This is a genomic window from Hydrogenophaga sp. (assembly GCF_051007235.1).
Taxonomy (GTDB): Bacteria; Pseudomonadota; Gammaproteobacteria; order Burkholderiales; family Burkholderiaceae_C; genus Hydrogenophaga.
In genome coordinates this window covers 1-16,060 of the sequence record NZ_JBPCSJ010000570.1, presented here as the reverse complement: position 1 = coordinate 16,060, position 16,060 = coordinate 1, and the positions used below count along the sequence as shown (strand labels likewise).

Annotated in this window: 14 protein-coding genes; all 14 read left to right on the top strand. The window is 66.6% G+C overall.

The annotated features are described in order from the left end of the window. Nucleotides 1-241: shikimate kinase (locus ACR2JA_RS20310; protein ID WP_434010870.1), on the top strand; the 241-nt coding region annotated here is incomplete at its 5' end. A gap of 37 nt (nucleotides 242-278) precedes the next feature. Next, nucleotides 279-1,397, top strand: a complete 1,119-nt coding sequence (gene aroB / locus ACR2JA_RS20305; protein WP_434010869.1) for a 3-dehydroquinate synthase — start codon at nucleotides 279-281, stop codon at nucleotides 1,395-1,397. Beyond that, a complete protein-coding gene (locus tag ACR2JA_RS20300; RefSeq protein WP_434010868.1) occupies nucleotides 1,394-2,587 on the top strand; it encodes a deoxyguanosinetriphosphate triphosphohydrolase in 1,194 nt (397 codons plus the stop codon). Before aroB ends, ACR2JA_RS20300 begins: the two co-directional genes overlap by 4 nt. A gap of 7 nt (nucleotides 2,588-2,594) precedes the next feature. Continuing rightward, nucleotides 2,595-3,833: an MFS transporter gene (locus ACR2JA_RS20295; RefSeq protein ID WP_434010867.1), complete on the top strand. Its 1,239-nt coding sequence runs from the start codon at nucleotides 2,595-2,597 to the stop codon at nucleotides 3,831-3,833. A gap of 52 nt (nucleotides 3,834-3,885) precedes the next feature. Further along, nucleotides 3,886-4,533, top strand: coding sequence for a hypothetical protein (locus ACR2JA_RS20290; RefSeq protein ID WP_434010866.1), 648 nt, complete (start codon nucleotides 3,886-3,888; stop codon nucleotides 4,531-4,533). 130 nt (nucleotides 4,534-4,663) lie between these two features. After that, the gene (locus tag ACR2JA_RS20285) at nucleotides 4,664-5,365 is read left to right on the top strand and encodes a transposase (RefSeq protein WP_434010865.1); all 702 of its coding nucleotides are present in this window, start codon (nucleotides 4,664-4,666) and stop codon (nucleotides 5,363-5,365) included. 191 nt (nucleotides 5,366-5,556) lie between these two features. After that, the gene (locus ACR2JA_RS20280) at nucleotides 5,557-10,332 is read left to right on the top strand and encodes a glutamate synthase-related protein (protein WP_434010864.1); all 4,776 of its coding nucleotides are present in this window, start codon (nucleotides 5,557-5,559) and stop codon (nucleotides 10,330-10,332) included. Between the two features lie 27 nt (nucleotides 10,333-10,359). Beyond that, entirely contained in the window at nucleotides 10,360-11,841 is a 1,482-nt protein-coding gene (locus ACR2JA_RS20275; RefSeq protein ID WP_434010863.1) for a glutamate synthase subunit beta, read from the top strand. 185 nt (nucleotides 11,842-12,026) lie between these two features. Then, on the top strand, nucleotides 12,027-12,842 hold the full coding sequence (locus tag ACR2JA_RS20270) for an ABC transporter ATP-binding protein (protein ID WP_434010862.1): 816 nt from the start codon (nucleotides 12,027-12,029) through the stop codon (nucleotides 12,840-12,842). After that, complete coding sequence (mlaE, locus tag ACR2JA_RS20265) at nucleotides 12,839-13,618, top strand: lipid asymmetry maintenance ABC transporter permease subunit MlaE (RefSeq protein ID WP_434010861.1); 780 nt, start codon at nucleotides 12,839-12,841, stop codon at nucleotides 13,616-13,618. The genes ACR2JA_RS20270 and mlaE overlap by 4 nt, the downstream gene beginning before the upstream one ends. Nucleotides 13,619-13,718: 100 nt before the next feature. Then, nucleotides 13,719-14,201 (top strand): outer membrane lipid asymmetry maintenance protein MlaD, encoded by a 483-nt coding sequence (gene mlaD, locus ACR2JA_RS20260; RefSeq protein ID WP_434010860.1) that lies wholly within the window; start codon nucleotides 13,719-13,721, stop codon nucleotides 14,199-14,201. Between the two features lie 76 nt (nucleotides 14,202-14,277). Next, complete coding sequence (locus ACR2JA_RS20255) at nucleotides 14,278-15,018, top strand: MlaA family lipoprotein (protein WP_434010859.1); 741 nt, start codon at nucleotides 14,278-14,280, stop codon at nucleotides 15,016-15,018. Nucleotides 15,019-15,158: 140 nt separating this feature from the next. Next, on the top strand, nucleotides 15,159-15,797 hold the full coding sequence (locus ACR2JA_RS20250) for an MlaC/ttg2D family ABC transporter substrate-binding protein (RefSeq protein ID WP_434010858.1): 639 nt from the start codon (nucleotides 15,159-15,161) through the stop codon (nucleotides 15,795-15,797). Nucleotides 15,798-15,799: 2 nt separating this feature from the next. Beyond that, nucleotides 15,800-16,060: STAS domain-containing protein (locus ACR2JA_RS20245; RefSeq protein WP_434010857.1), on the top strand; the 261-nt coding region annotated here is incomplete at its 3' end.

Sequence of the window (16,060 nt, the reverse complement as noted above, 5' to 3'; positions counted from 1 at the left end):
CCGCCGCGTGCGGCACGACCGCAACCGGCCGTTGCTCCAAGTCGCGGATCCCTTGCAGCGTTTGCGCGATCTTTACACGGTGCGCGACCCGCTGTACCGCGAGACGGCGCATTTCGTGATTGAGACAGGGCGACCGTCTGTGGCGACACTGGTCAACATGATCGTGATGCAACTGGAGTTGGCCGGGGACTCCACAATGGCAGGAGCCAACTCCGCACCATCGGAGCAACGCTCGGCTTGAGTCGGTGTGGCTGGGGCAGGCACTAAACTTCAGGGCTATGCCCAAGACATCTGCTCTCTCTCTCGACCACGTGGACATCGCCCTGGGCGATCGCAGCTACCGCATCGCCATTGGAGGCGATTTGCTGGATGCCGCGGACAGTTTTGCCGGTTTGCCCGCGGCCAGCTCTGCGCTCATCGTCAGCAACACGACAGTGGCGCCGCTGTACCTGGCGCGTCTGTCTGCCGCGCTGGCCCCGCATTACCGTCAGGTGCACAGCGTGGTGCTGCCCGATGGCGAAGCGTTCAAGACCTGGGAGTCGCTGAACCTGATTTTTGATGCCTTGCTGGCCCAGGGCTGCGACCGCAAGACGGTGCTGTTTGCCCTGGGTGGTGGTGTGGTGGGGGACATGACCGGTTTTGCCGCGGCCAGCTACATGCGCGGTGTGCCTTTCGTGCAGGTGCCCACCACGCTGCTGGCGCAGGTGGATTCGTCGGTGGGGGGCAAGACGGCCATCAACCACCCGCTGGGCAAGAACATGATCGGTGCGTTCTACCAGCCGCAGCGCGTGGTCTGCGATCTGGACACGCTCAAGACCTTGACACCGCGCGAGTTGAGCGCGGGGCTGGCCGAGGTCATCAAATACGGTCCGATCGCGGACATGGTGTTTCTCGACTGGATCGAGGCGAACATCGACGCCCTGATGGCGCGCGAGCCGGCCGCGCTGGCGCGTGCCGTGAAACGCAGCTGCGAGATCAAGGCCGAGGTGGTCGGGCAGGACGAGCGCGAGTCGGGTCTGCGTGCCATCCTCAACTTTGGCCACACCTTCGGTCACGCGATCGAGGCGGGCATGGGCTACGGCGCCTGGCTGCATGGCGAGGCGGTGGGCTGTGGCCTGGTGATGGCCGCGCGCCTGTCGCAACGTCTGGGCCTGGTGGACGAGGCTTTTGTCGAGCGTTTGCGTCGGCTGGTGCTGCGGGCCGGTCTGCCGGTGGTGGCACCGGTGCTGGATGCCGCGGACAACGTGGGCCGTTACCTCGCGTTGATGCGGGTGGACAAGAAGTCAGAGGCTGGCGAGATCAAGTTTGTGCTGATCGATGGCCCGGGCCGGGCCGTGGTGCGCGGGGCGCCCGACGCACTGGTGGCCGAGGTGATCGCCGAAAGCTGCTGCGCATGACCGCGGCGGCGGTGGCCGATGCGACGGCGCTGGCCCCTTACGCCAGCCATGCGTCGCAGAGCCGCGGGCGCCGTTTTGCCGAGCCAGAGGCGCCGACCCGAACCGCCTTCCAGCGCGACCGCGACCGCATCATCCACAGCACCGCGTTCCGCCGCCTGGTCTACAAAACCCAGGTGTTCCTGAACCACGAGGGCGACCTGTTCCGCACGCGGCTGACGCATTCGCTGGAGGTGGCGCAGCTCGGGCGCAGCATCGCGCGTTCGTTGCGGCTCAACGAGGATCTGGTGGAGGCGATCGCGCTGGCGCACGACTTGGGGCACACGCCGTTCGGTCACGCCGGGCAGGACGCGCTGAACACCTGCATGAAGGCGTTGACGCCGGCCCAGCCAGACGCGCAAGAGGGCGAGGCCTGGGGCTTCGAGCACAACCTGCAGAGCCTGCGCGTGGTGGACGAGCTGGAAGAGCGCTACCCCGCGTTCGATGGCCTGAACCTGTGTTTTGAAACCCGTGAAGGCATCCTCAAGCACTGCTCACGCGCCAACGCCGAGCGGCTGTGTGCCCGCGAACCCGGCGGTGTGGCCGCGCGCTTTCTGCAGGGAGGATCGCCCTCGCTGGAGGCGCAGCTGTGCAACCTGGCCGACGAGATCGCCTACAACGCGCACGACATCGACGACGGCGTGCGTTCGGGGCTGCTGACGCTGGATCAGCTGGCCGAGGTGCCGCTGTTTGACCGCTACCACCGGCAGGCGCTGGCCCGGCACCCGCAGCTGGCCGGGCGGCGCCTGTTGTTCGAGGCGATCCGCCTGATGCTCAGCGATCAGGTGTACGACGTGATCGACACCACGCGTGAGCGCCTGGAGGCATCGGGCGTGCGCCACGCCGACGAGGCGCGCCAGGCCGCGCCGCTGATCGCGTTTTCCGAGCGCATGCGGGCCGAGTCGCGCCACCTCAAAGCCTTTTTGTTTCGCAATCTCTACCGCCACCCGCAGGTGGTGGAGACCACGGACCGCGCCCGCCAGGTGGTCAACGAACTGTTCGCGCTGTATCTGGAGCGCCCGCAGGAGCTGCCCGGGGCGCACGCACGTCAGCCGCAGCGCGCCCGCGCGGTGGCCGACTACATCGCCGGCATGACGGACCGCTTCGCGATCCGTGAGCACCAGCGGCTGAGTGGCACGGTGCTGTTTCCCTGAGCACGGCATGAGCGTCGCGACGACAGCGGACGGTCCGGTTCAAGCCGCCCAAAAGGCCGCCCGTCAGGCCACCGTGGTGGTGGCGGTGGGGGTGGCTTGTGCCTTGCACATCGGCAAGTTGCCGGTGGCCATTCCGCCGCTGCAAACGGCCTTGGGCCTGAGCCTGCTGCAGGCGGGCTTTCTGCTGTCGCTGGTGCAACTGGCAGGGATGACGCTGGGGCTGCTGGTGGGGCTGGCGGCCGACCGACTGGGGCCGCGCCGTGTGATGTTGACGGGCTTGCTGCTGCTGGCGCTGGGCAGCGGGCTGGGCGCGCTGGCCGGTGACGTGAAAGTGCTGCTGTGGACGCGTGCGCTGGAAGGGTTCGGTTTCCTGTTGACAGTGCTGCCCGCGCCGGGGCTGATGCGCTTGTGCGTGCAGCACCCGCCGACGCTGGCACGCGCGCTGGGCTGGTGGGGGGCGTACATGCCGGTTGGTGCCGCGCTGGCGCTGATGCTGGGCGCACCTCTCATCGGTCTCATCGGCTGGCGCGGTCTGTGGGTGCTGCTGGCCCTGGTGGCGCTGTGCGCCGCTGGCTTGTTGTGGCGGGTGGTGCCGGCGGCGGTCAGTCCGCCCGCTGCCCTGGATGCGCCCCGCCTGTGGCCGCGCTTGCGGTCCACGCTGTCGGCACCCGGGCCCTGGCTGATGGCGCTGGGTTTCTTTTGCTACTCGGGTCAGTGGCTGGCCGTGGTAGGTTTTTTACCGACGATCTACAGCCAGGCGGGCGTGGGTAGCGTGGCCTTGGGCGCGCTCAGCGCGCTGGCCGCCGGCATCAACATGCTGGGCAACGTCGGGGCGGGGCGTCTGCTGGCCCGCGGTGCGCGGCCCGGGGCGCTGCTGGCCGTGGGCTATGGGGCGATGGCGCTGGGCGGTCTCGTAGCGTTTGGCGCGGTAGGGCACCCGTGGGCCCAGTATGGTGCAGTGCTGCTGTTTTCCAGTGTCGGGGGGCTGATCCCGGGCACCCTGTTCGGGCTGGCCGTGGTGCTGGCGCCGGGCAAAGAGACCGTGTCCACCACAGTGGGCTGGATGCAGCAGTGGTCGGCGCTGGGGCAGTTCACGGGCCCGCCCCTGGTGGCCTGGCTGGCCACGCAGGCCGGGGGCTGGCAGTGGACGGGGCTGTTCACCGGCGCGTGTTCCCTGGCCGGGCTGGTGCTGGCCTGGCGACTGCAGCGCGTCTGGGCCGGGCGCTACACTGCGGCCCGGCTTTGAATCCCATGCGGTCCCGCAGAGGGCCGCTCACCGCATCACAGGGAGTGATCACATGAGCTTTCTCCACCAGCTCAAACAACAGGCACAGTCGCTGCAGTCGCAACAGGCGTCGCAGGTGCAGGACTTCAGCGCCATCACCGCGGCCACCGAAGCCGCCTGCCAGCGCCTCTGGCATTACCTGGACGACTTGCACCGCCAGCTCAATGTGATCGAGCCGGCGGCGCCTGCGCTGAGCCTGGATGGCAAGGCGCACTGGCCGGCCATGAAACTGACCGGCTTTCGCTTTGATGCGCGCAAGAAGATGCTGCGCGATCAGGAGGTGTTCGACTACCTGGCGCTGGGCTGGCAACTGTTGCCGCGCGAGGCGGGCGCCGGCAAAGGGCGGGTGAAGGTCAACTTCCCGCCCGATCTGGAGCGCGTGGAGCGGCGCTTGCGTGTGGGCCATGTGCCGCACGAGCGGCTGGAGGAGCGCCACCCGCAGACCAACGGGCTGCAGGCCATCGTGTTCGAGCACGAGATGGCGGCGCGGGCCAGTGTCATGGTGACGGCCGACCACGACAACGGGCTGCTGCGGTTCCGGCTGGCCTGCGTCAACGGTCTGGAGACCGTGCACACCGAATACCGCACCGGGCAGATCGGCCCCGCGGTGCTGGACGAACTGGCCAAGCTCATCGTCGGCCAGCCCAGCCACTTTCTCTGACCGGTAGCGGTGACCGCGCCTGGCGCGGGGCCGTCGTTTTCCTGGTGACGATCTTCAGATCAAAACAGAATCCTCAAAACGGGGTCAGATTCCAATTACCATCCGGACGTCGCCTCCTGAGGAGTTCTGAATGGCCCGTCTGCCCCGACTCACCATCCCTGGATACCCCCACCACGTGATCCAGCGTGGCAACAACCGCCAGCCCATCTTTGTGGACTCGGCCGATCGCGAGCACATGCTGGCCTTGTTGGCCGAATACGCGCAGACGTTCAAGGTGGCGATCCACGCCTACGTGCTCATGGACAACCACATCCACCTGCTGGCCACGCCCGAGACCGCCGACGGCTTGCCCAGCCTGATGCAGGCGGTGGGGCGGCGCTACGTGCGGTATTTCACCGACCGTCATGGCCGCACCGGCACCCTGTGGGAGGGGCGGTACCGGTCCACCGTGATCGAGACCGAGCGCTACTTGCTGGCCTGCATGGTGTACATCGACCTCAACCCGGTGCGCGCCGGTCTGGTGGTGCAGGCGCGCGACCATCCGTGGTCCAGCCATGGGCACTACATCGGGCAGAGGTCCGACAAGCGCATCACGCCCCACCCGCTGTGGTGGACCCTGGGCAACACGCCGTTTGCGCGCGAGGCGGCATACGCCGAAATGGTGCATGCTGGCATCGGCGCAGGCCCCACCACGGCGCTGACCGACGCCACGCTGCGCGGTTGGGCGCTCGGCAGCGAGGGTTTCGTCAAAGACTTGCAGAAACTGACCGCCCGTCGCACCGCACCGATGCGTCCCGGACGACCGCCCGGGCGCGCGGTTTCACCGGAGTGAATCAAAGACATCCATGATTTGTAAGGATTATTTATCCTGCTGTGATCTGTCCCTTATTTCGCAAAAGCGAAATTCCGTGGAAATAAATTGGAATCTGACCCCGTTTATTCGTCTTGGCATTTTTGTTGCAACGCAGTAAGCTCCGCGTCCCGCGAATTTTGTTTTTGCCCCTGAACCGAGAAGGAAGCGCCATGACCACGGCAGCCGAGCAGCAGCAAGTCCAGCAACAGGGTCTGTACGACCCGGCCAACGAGCACGATGCCTGCGGCGTCGGCTTCGTGGCGCACATCAAGGGTGAGAAGCGTCACGACATCGTGACCCAGGCGCTCAAGATCCTGGAAAACATCGACCACCGTGGCGCCGTGGGGGCCGATGCCCTGATGGGCGACGGCGCTGGCATCCTGATCCAGCTGCCCGACGCGCTGTACCGAGACGAAATGGCCAAGCAGGGCGTGGCCCTGCCGCCGGCCGGCGAGTATGGCGTCGGCATGATCTTCCTGCCCAAGGAGCACGCCAGCCGCCTGGCCTGCGAGCAGGAGATGGAGCGCGCCATCAAGGCCGAAGGCCAGGTGCTGCTGGGCTGGCGCGACGTGCCTGTCAACAAGGACATGCCCATGTCCCCGACGGTGCGCGAGAAAGAGCCGATCATGCGACAGGTGTTCATCGGCCGCGGGGCCGACGTGATCGTGCAGGACGCGCTGGAACGCAAGCTGTACGTGATCCGCAAGACCGCCAGCGCCCACATCCAGGCGCTCAAGCTCAAGCACAGCAAAGAGTATTACGTGCCCAGCATGAGCAGCCGCACCGTGGTCTACAAGGGCCTGCTGCTGGCCGACCAGGTGGGCACCTATTTCCTGGACCTGCAGGATCCGCGCTGTGTCTCGGCTCTGGGCCTGGTGCACCAGCGCTTTTCGACCAACACCTTCCCCGAGTGGCCGCTGGCCCACCCGTACCGCTATGTGGCGCACAACGGTGAAATCAACACCGTCAAGGGCAACTACAACTGGATGAAGGCACGCGAGGGCGTGATGTCCTCGCCGGTGCTGGGTGCCGACCTGCAGAAGCTCTACCCGATCAGCTTCGCCGGCCAGTCCGACACCGCCACGTTCGACAACTGCCTCGAACTGCTGACGATGGCCGGCTACCCGATCAGCCAGGCCGTGATGATGATGATTCCCGAGCCCTGGGAACAGCACACCATGATGGACCCGCGCCGTCGCGCGTTCTACGAATACCACGCCGCCATGCTGGAGCCCTGGGACGGCCCGGCCTCCATCGTGTTCACCGACGGCCGCCAGATCGGCGCCACGCTGGACCGCAACGGCCTGCGACCCTCGCGCTACTGCATCACCGACGACGACCTGGTCATCATGGGTTCCGAATCGGGCGTGCTGCCGATCCCGGAAAACAAGATCGTGCGCAAGTGGCGCCTGCAGCCTGGCAAGATGTTCCTGATCGACCTGGAGCAGGGCCGCATGATCGACGACGAGGAGCTCAAGGCCAACCTCGCCAACAGCAAGCCCTACAAGCAGTGGATCGAGAACCTGCGCATCCGCCTGGACGACGTGGAGCATCCCGTCGCCGGTGAAGACGCGGTCGAACTGCCGATCAGCAAGACCGAGCCGCAATCGCAGGGCACCGAGAACGTATCGCCCGAACTGCTGGACCAGCAGCAGGTCTTCGGCTTCACGCAGGAAGACATCAAGTTCCTGCTCAGCCCGATGGCCGCCAATGGCGAAGAGGGCATCGGCTCCATGGGCAACGACAGCCCGCTGGCCGTGCTCTCGGGCAAGAACAAGCCGCTGTACAACTACTTCAAGCAGCTGTTCGCCCAGGTGACCAACCCGCCGATCGACCCGATCCGCGAAGCGATCGTGATGTCGCTGGTGTCCTTCGTCGGCCCCAAGCCCAACCTGCTGGACATCAACCAGGTCAACCCACCGATGCGCCTGGAAGTGAGCCAGCCGGTGCTGGACGCGGCCGACATGGCCAAGCTGCGCAACATCGAATCGGTGACGCAGGGCAAGTTCAAGAGCGCCACGCTGGACATCACCTACCCCGCCGCCTGGGGCAAGGAAGGCGTGGAAGCCAAGCTGGCCTCGCTGTGCGCCGAAGCGGTGGATGCGATCAAGGGTGGCAAGAACATCCTGATCATCAGCGACCGCGCCGTCAGCCGCACCCAGGTGGCCGTGCCGGCGCTGCTGGCCCTGTCGGCCGTGCACCAGCACCTGGTGCGTGAAGGCCTGCGCACCACCGCCGGCCGGGTGGTGGAAACCGGCACCGCGCGCGAGGTGCACCACTTCGCCGTGCTGGCCGGCTACGGCGCCGAAGCCGTGCACCCCTACCTGGCGATGGAAACGCTGCAGGCGATCCACCAGGAGCTGCCGGGCGACCTGAGCGCCGAGAAAGCGATCTACAACTACGTCAAGGCGATCGGCAAGGGCCTGTCCAAGATCATGTCCAAGATGGGCGTGAGCACGTACATGAGCTACTGCGGCGCCCAGCTGTTCGAGGCCATCGGCCTGAACAGCGAGACCGTGGCCAAGTACTTCACCGGCACCGCCAGCCGCGTGGAAGGCATCGGCGTGTTCGAGATCGCGGAAGAAGCCATCCGCATGCACAAGGCCGCCTTTGGTGACGACCCGGTGCTGGCCAGCATGCTGGAAACCGGCGGCGAATACGCCTGGCGTGCCCGTGGCGAAGAGCACATGTGGACCCCCGACGCGATCGCCAAGCTGCAGCACAGCACGCGGGCCAACAACTGGAACACGTACAAGGAGTACGCCCAGATCATCAACGACCAGAGCAAGCGCCACATGACGCTGCGTGGTCTGTTCGAGTTCAAGATCGACCCGTCCAAGGCCATTTCCATCGACGAGGTCGAACCGGCCAAGGAAATCGTCAAGCGCTTTGCCACCGGCGCCATGTCGCTGGGTTCCATCTCCACCGAAGCGCACGCCACGCTGGCCGTGGCCATGAACCGCATCGGCGGCAAGAGCAACACCGGCGAAGGCGGTGAAGACGCGCTGCGCTATCGCAACGAGCTCAAGGGCATCCCGATCAAGCAGGGCCAGACCATGTCCGACCTGCTGGGCAACATCTTCGAGGTGGACTACCCGCTGGAAGCCGGCGACTCGCTGCGTTCCAAGATCAAGCAGGTCGCCTCGGGCCGCTTTGGTGTCACGGCCGAGTACCTGTCCAGCGCCGACCAGATCCAGATCAAGATGGCCCAGGGCGCCAAGCCCGGCGAGGGCGGCCAGTTGCCCGGCGGCAAGGTGTCGGAATACATCGGCAAGCTGCGCCACAGCGTGCCGGGCGTGGGCCTGATCTCGCCCCCGCCGCACCACGACATCTACTCGATCGAAGACCTGGCCCAGCTGATCCACGACCTGAAAAACGTGGCGCCGCACAGCGACATCAGCGTCAAGCTGGTGTCCGAAGTCGGTGTGGGCACCATCGCCGCGGGCGTGGCCAAGTGCAAGGCCGACCACGTGGTGATCGCCGGGCACGATGGCGGCACGGGCGCCTCGCCCTGGTCGTCCATCAAGCACTGCGGTTCGCCCTGGGAAATCGGCCTGGCCGAGACCCAGCAGACCCTGGTGCTCAACCGCCTGCGCAGCCGCATCCGCGTGCAGGCCGATGGCCAGATGAAGACCGGTCGCGACGTCGTCATCGGCGCGCTGCTGGGCGCCGACGAGTTCGGCTTCGCCACCGCACCGCTGGTGGTCGAGGGCTGCATCATGATGCGCAAGTGCCACCTGAACACCTGTCCGGTGGGCGTGGCCACGCAGGACCCGGAGCTGCGCAAGAAGTTCTCGGGCAAGCCCGAGCATGTCGTCAACTACTTCTTCTTCATCGCCGAAGAGGCGCGCCAGATCATGGCGCAGCTGGGCGTGCGCACCTTCGACGAGCTGATCGGCCGCGCCGACCTGCTGGACATGAAGCAGGGCATCGAGCACTGGAAGGCCAAGGGCCTGGACTTCAGCCGCCTGCTGGCCACGCCGGCCGTGCCGGCCGACGTGCCGCGCCTGCACACGCAGACGCAGGACCACGGGCTGGAGAAGTCGCTGGACAAGGTGCTGATCGCCAAGAGCCAGGCCGCCATCGACAAGGGCGAGAAGGTCCAGTTCATCGAGCGTGCGCGCAACGTGAACCGGTCCGTCGGCGCCATGCTCTCGGGCGCGGTGACCAAGGTGCACCCCGAGGGCCTGCCAGACGACAGCATCCGCATCCAGCTCGAAGGCACGGGCGGCCAGTCCTTCGGCGCCTTCCTGTGCAACGGCATCACGCTCTACCTGATCGGCGACGCCAACGATTACACCGGCAAGGGCCTGTCGGGCGGCCGCGTGGTGGTGCGCCCCAGCATCGACTTCCGCGGCGACGCGACGCGCAACACCATCGTCGGCAACACCGTGATGTACGGCGCCACCTCGGGTGAGGCCTTCTTCAGCGGCGTGGCCGGCGAACGTTTCGCCGTGCGCCTCTCGGGCGCCACCGCGGTGGTCGAAGGCACGGGCGACCACGGTTGTGAATACATGACCGGCGGCACCGTGCTGGTGCTGGGCAAGACCGGTCGCAACTTCGCCGCCGGCATGAGCGGCGGTGTTGCCTACGTCTACGACGAAGACGGCCTGTTCGCGCAACGCTGCAACACCGCCCAGGTCACGCTGGACAAGGTGCTGCCCGCGGCCGAGCAGGAAGCCTCCATCGACAAGGCGATCTGGCACCGCGACCAGACCGACGAAGCCCAGCTGAAAAAGCTGCTGGAAGAGCACAACCGCTGGACCGGCAGCAAGCGCGCCCGCGAACTGCTGGACAACTGGGCCGAGGCCCGCGCCAAGTTCGTGAAGGTGTTCCCGACGGAATACAAGCGCGCGCTGGGCGAGATCAACGCCAAGAAGGCGGCCGTGGCCGCCACCGGCAAGGCCCAGAGCAGCGCCAAGAAGCAAGCGGCCCCGGCCAAGTAAACAACGACTCCACGCAGGACCAACATCATGGGAAAAGTCACCGGCTTCATGGAATACGAGCGCCTGGAAGAGGGCTACAAGCCCGTCACCGAGCGCCTGAAGCACTACAAGGAATTCGTGGTCGGCCTCGATGAGCAGCAGGCCAAGATCCAGGGCGCGCGCTGCATGGACTGCGGCACGCCGTTCTGCAACAACGGCTGCCCGGTCAACAACATCATTCCGGACTTCAACGACCTCGTGTACTCGGGCGACTGGCAGAACGCCATCACCGTGCTGCACAGCACCAACAACTTCCCGGAATTCACCGGCCGCATCTGCCCCGCACCCTGCGAGGCGGCCTGCACCATCAACGTGAACGGCGACGCGGTGGGCATCAAGTCGATCGAGCACGCGATCATCGACAAGGCCTGGGCCGAGGGCTGGGTCAAGCCCGTGCCGGCCAAGCACAAGACCGGCAAGAAGGTGGCGGTTGTCGGCTCCGGCCCGGCCGGCCTGGCCGCGGCCCAGCAGCTGGCGCGCGCCGGCCACGACGTGACGGTGTTCGAGAAGAACAGCCGCATTGGCGGCCTGCTGCGCTACGGCATCCCCGACTTCAAGATGGAGAAGACCCACATCGACCGCCGCGTGGCGCAGATGGAAGCCGAGGGCGTGGTGTTCAAGACCAGCACACTCATCGGCTCCGTGCCCGAGGGGCTCAAGGTCACCAACGACGCCAAGACGGTGATCAGCGCCGAAGACCTCAAGGCCCAGTTCGACGCCGTGCTGCTGACCGGTGGCTCCGAGCAGAGCCGCGATCTGCCCGTGCCTGGCCGCGACCTGGACGGCGTGCACTTCGCCATGGAGTTCCTGCCGCAGCAGAACAAGGTCAACGCCGGCGACAAGCTCAAGGGCCAGCTGCGTGCCGACGGCAAGCACGTCATCGTCATCGGCGGTGGTGACACCGGTTCCGACTGCGTGGGCACCAGCACCCGCCACGGCGCCGTCAGCGTGACCCAGTTCGAGGTCATGCCCCAGCCGCCCGAGCAGGAGAACAAGCCCCTGGTGTGGCCGTACTGGCCGCTGAAGCTGCGCACCAGCTCCAGCCACGACGAGAGCGCCGAGAAAGGCCTGCTCAAGCGCGAGTTCGCCATCTCCACCAAGGAATTCATCGGCAAGAACGGCAAGCTGACCGGCCTGAAGACCGTGCACGTCGAGATGAAGGACGGCAAGCTGGTGGAAGTGGCCGGCACCGAGAAGGAATACAAGGCCGACCTGGTGCTGCTGGCCATGGGATTCGTGAACCCGGTGGCCACCGTGCTCGACGCGTTTGGCGTGGACAAGGACGCCCGCGGCAACGCCAAGGCCAGCACGGACTTCACCGGCGGCTACGCCACCAACGTGGCCAAGGTGTTAGCCGCCGGCTACATGCGCCGTGGCCAAAGCCTGGTGGTCTGGGCCATCCGCGAAGGCCGCCAGGCCGCGCGCTCGGTAGACGAGTTCCTGATGGGTGCTTCCGACCTCCCGCGCTGATTGAACCACCCCCGCCGCGCTGCGCGCGACCCCCTGCAGGGGGCAACGCGTGGGGCCCGGCGGAGCCGGTTCCACCGCGTTCTCGACTGGGGCACTGGTCTCCGGAGGCGTTTGAAAGGTGGAAAGAGGCCCAAAGCCTTAGGGATTTACCCTCATGAGACAATCCGCGGTTCTTCAGACCCCCCATGAGCGATAAACCCTTCATCGAGATCGACCACGTCACCTTCGGCTATGACAGCCGCAGGACGATCCTGAACGACCTGTCTTTGACCTTCGCCCGCGGCAAGGTCACGGCGGTGCTGGGCGGGTCGGGCTGTGGCAAGACCACGCTGCTGCGCCTGATCGGTGGGGTGCACGCGGCCAACAGCGGCCGGGTGGTGTTCGACGGTGAGGTGGTCAATACCAGTGACAAGGCGCAGCTGTTCCGCCTGCGCCGCCGCCTGGGCATGCTGTTCCAGTTCGGCGCGCTGTTCACCGATCTCAACGTCTTCGACAACGTGGCCTTCCCGCTGCGCGAGATGACCGATCTGCCCGAGGCGCTGGTCCGCGACATCGTGCTCATGAAGCTCAACGCCGTCGGCCTGCGGGGCGCAGCACACCTGAAGATCAGCGAAGTCTCCGGCGGCATGGCGCGCCGCGTCGCGCTGGCGCGCGCCATCGCGCTCGAGCCCGAACTCATCATGTACGACGAGCCGTTCGCCGGCCTGGACCTGGTGTCCATGGGCGTGGCGGCCAAACTCATCCGCACCCTGACCGACGTGACCGGTGCCACCACGCTGCTGATTTCGCACGACGTGCCCCAGTGCATGGCGATCAGCGACTGGGTGGTGCTCATGGCCACGGGCGGGCGTGTGGTGGCCCAGGGCACGCCGGCCGAGCTGATGGCCAGCACCGAACCCGAGGTGCGCCAGTTCGTGCGAGGGGAACCCGACGGACCGGTCAAGTTCCATTACCCGGCACGCCCCGTGGCCCAGGACTTCGGTCTGGAGGCCGCACCATGAACCTCTTGCAACTGCTCGGCCGCCGCGCGCTGGACGTGCGGGCCAGTTGGGGGCGTGGCGCGCTCTTTTTCTGGGAGCTGCTGCAGGCGTTGCCGGCGGCCATCACCCGCCCGGGCCTGGTGGTGCAGCAGATCCACGCCATTGGCAACCGTTCGCTGGTCATCATCCTGGCCTCGGGCACGGCGGTGGGCTTCGTGCTGGCGTTGCAGATGTACTACGCACTCACGACCTACGGCGCCGCCGAGTCGCTGGGCCTGATCGTCAACCTGGCGCTGGTGCGCGAATTGGGTCCGGTGGTCACGGCGCTGCTGTTCGCTGGCCGTGCCGGCACCTCGCTGACGGCCGAAATCGGCCTGATGAAAGCGGGCGAGCAGATCTCCGCCATGGAGCTCATGGCCATCGATCCCAAGGCCCGCGTGCTGGCGCCGCGCTTCCTGGGTGGCATCCTGTCCATGCCGCTGCTCGCGGCACTGTTCTCAGCGGTCGGCATCCTGGGGGCCTACTTGGTGGCGGTGCTGCTGATCGGCATCGACGCCGGTAACTTCTGGTCCATCCAGCAGAGCGGCGTCGACGTCTGGCGCGACGTGGGCAACGGCGTGGCCAAGAGCGCCGTGTTCGGCGTCATCTGCACCGCCGTCGCCCTCTACCAGGGCTACGAAACCGAGGCCACGCCCGAAGGGGTGGCCTACGCGACCACGCGCACCGTGGTCACCGCTTCGCTGGGCGTGCTGGCCATGGACTTCATCCTGACCGCCCTGATGTTCTCGACACCCTGAATCGAAGAAATATGAACTCCCACGTTCATCCCTGCGTGTGTTCACTGCCCCCCGCGGAGGCGCAAGCCTCTCGTGAGGCGGCTCTGCGAGAGGCTTGATCATGAACAAGAAAAGTACCGAAATCCTCGTGGGCCTGTTCGTCGTGCTCGGCGCGCTGGCCCTGCTGTTCCTGGCCCTCAAGGCCGCCAACCTGGCCAGCTTCAACAACGGTGGCGATACCTACACGGTGCAGGCCCGCTTCGACAACATCGGCGGCCTCAAGCCGCGGGCGCCGGTGCGTTCGGCCGGCGTGAACGTGGGGCGTGTGACCAGCATCACGCTGGACACGCAGACCTTCCAGGGCGTGGCGACCATGGACATCCGCAAGGACATCCAGTTCCCCAAGGACTCGTCGGCCAAGATCCTCACCGCCGGCCTGCTGGGGGACCAGTACATCGGCATCGAACCCGGTGGCGACATGAAGAACCTCGCCAACGGCGACGTGATCACGCAGACACAGTCCGCCGTGGTGCTGGAGAACCTGATCGGTCAGTTCTTGTTCAACAAGGCGGCCGACGGCGGCAAGGAAGCGCCCGCGCAGTGAGCAGGGCGACAGACACAACAGGGGCCAGTCCCCGCCAGGGGGTGAGATGAAAACGATTCGATCATGGAGCGGGCGTGTGGCCACCGCCTTGCTGGTGGTGGCCGGACTGGCGGGCTGCGCCACCGGACCCGACGCCAACCCGCGCGACCCGCTGGAGCCGTTCAACCGCGGTGTCAGCCAGTTCAACGACGCGGTGGACGGCGCGGTGCTCAAGCCGGTGGCCACGGTGTACCGCGACACCGCACCGGACTTGATCCGCACCGGTGTGAGCAACTTCTTCGGCAACCTGCGCGACGTCTGGTCGTTCGTCAACGCCACCTTGCAGCTCAAGCCGCAGGCCGCCGCAGAAAACGGCCTGCGCGTCGGCGTCAACACCGTGCTGGGCTTCTGGGGCGTGTTCGACATCGCGTCCGAAATGGGCATCGAACGCACCTCGCTGGACTTTGGTCAGACCCTGGGCCGCTGGGGCGTGCCGTCCGGCCCCTATCTTGTGCTGCCGATCTTCGGCCCCTCGTCCATCCGAGACGCCGCCGGTTTTGGCGTGGAGACCAGCGGCGACCTGGTCTCGCGCGTGAACGACATCCCGACCCGCAACTCGATGTACGCCCTGCGCGCGGTTGAAACCCGCGCCAACCTGCTGCGCGCGACCTCCATGCTTGAAGGCGCTGCGCTGGACAAATACAGCTTCACGCGCGACATCTACCTGCAGCGCCGCCAGAGCCAGATCGAGGACCTGATCGACGCCGGCACCGGACTCGGCAACGGCAACGGCAACGGCAACGGCAACGGCAACGGCAACGGCGAAGCGCCCCGGTAAAGCGTGTCAAACCGCGCGTTTCGATACCCCGACATTACACAAGCGACACATTTGCCCCGGAACCGGTGACGTACAGTCCCGGTCTCAAACGGGTGGCCCAGGCAACAGCGCCGGCCACCGCAAACAAAGGATGGACTGACATGCAACGCCGCCAATGGTTTTCCCGACTGATCGCCGTGCTGGCCGCGGCCAGTACCCCGCTGCTGCCCTCGCTGGCCCTGGCCGCCGACGAGGCCCCCGACGCGCTGGTGCAGCGCATCTCGGGTGAGGTCATGGCCGCCGTCAAGGCCGATGCCGCGATCCAGAAGGGTGACGTCAACCGCATCATGGCGCTGGTCGACAGCAAGATCATGCCCAACGTCAACTTCTCGCGCATGACCGCCTCGGCCGTGGGCCGCTTCTGGCGCCAGGCCACGCCGGCCCAGCAAAAGCAGCTGCAGGACGAGTTCAAGACCCTGCTGGTGCGCACCTACTCGGGCGCGCTGGGCGAGGTCAAGGACCAGACCGTGAGCTTCAAGCCACTGCGTGCCAAGCCCGAAGACACCGAAGTGGTGGTGCGTTCCGAAGTGCGCGGCCGCGGCGAGCCCATCCAGCTGGACTACCGCCTGGAGAAAACGGCCGACGGCTGGAAGATTTACGACCTGAACGTGCTCGGCGTCTGGCTGGTGGAGACCTACAAGACCCAGTTCGCGCAGGAAATCAACACCAAGGGCATTGATGGCCTGATCGCCTCCCTGGTTCAGCGCAACAAGGCCGGCGCCACCGCCAAGGCCGGCTGACGATGGCGGCCGTGTCCGACCAGCGCGCCAGCCTGCCCGAGCGCCTGACGCTGGAGCAGGCGGTGCCCACGCTGGGCCAGCTGCGCGTCGCGCTGCTGACCCAGCCTGGGCCAGCAGCGGTGCTGGACGCCAGCGCCCTGCGCGAGTGCGATTCGTCGGCCGTGGCGGTGCTGCTGGAGTTGCGCCGCGAGCTGCAGCAGCAGGGCAAGGCCTTGCGGTTGCACAACGGGCCGCAACGCCTGCGCGATCTGGTGGCGCTGTAC

Bases quoted from the DNA above. Each gene is read 5' to 3' on its own strand.
- aroB (WP_434010869.1), top strand. From the start codon at position 279: ATGCCCAAGACATCTGCTCTCTCTCTCGACCACGTGGACATCGCCCTG.
- ACR2JA_RS20300 (WP_434010868.1), top strand. From the start codon at position 1,394: ATGACCGCGGCGGCGGTGGCCGATGCGACGGCGCTGGCCCCTTACGCC.
- ACR2JA_RS20295 (WP_434010867.1), top strand. From the start codon at position 2,595: ATGAGCGTCGCGACGACAGCGGACGGTCCGGTTCAAGCCGCCCAAAAG.
- ACR2JA_RS20290 (WP_434010866.1), top strand. From the start codon at position 3,886: ATGAGCTTTCTCCACCAGCTCAAACAACAGGCACAGTCGCTGCAGTCG.
- ACR2JA_RS20285 (WP_434010865.1), top strand. From the start codon at position 4,664: ATGGCCCGTCTGCCCCGACTCACCATCCCTGGATACCCCCACCACGTG.
- ACR2JA_RS20280 (WP_434010864.1), top strand. From the start codon at position 5,557: ATGACCACGGCAGCCGAGCAGCAGCAAGTCCAGCAACAGGGTCTGTAC.
- ACR2JA_RS20275 (WP_434010863.1), top strand. From the start codon at position 10,360: ATGGGAAAAGTCACCGGCTTCATGGAATACGAGCGCCTGGAAGAGGGC.
- ACR2JA_RS20270 (WP_434010862.1), top strand. From the start codon at position 12,027: ATGAGCGATAAACCCTTCATCGAGATCGACCACGTCACCTTCGGCTAT.
- mlaE (WP_434010861.1), top strand. From the start codon at position 12,839: ATGAACCTCTTGCAACTGCTCGGCCGCCGCGCGCTGGACGTGCGGGCC.
- mlaD (WP_434010860.1), top strand. From the start codon at position 13,719: ATGAACAAGAAAAGTACCGAAATCCTCGTGGGCCTGTTCGTCGTGCTC.
- ACR2JA_RS20250 (WP_434010858.1), top strand. From the start codon at position 15,159: ATGCAACGCCGCCAATGGTTTTCCCGACTGATCGCCGTGCTGGCCGCG.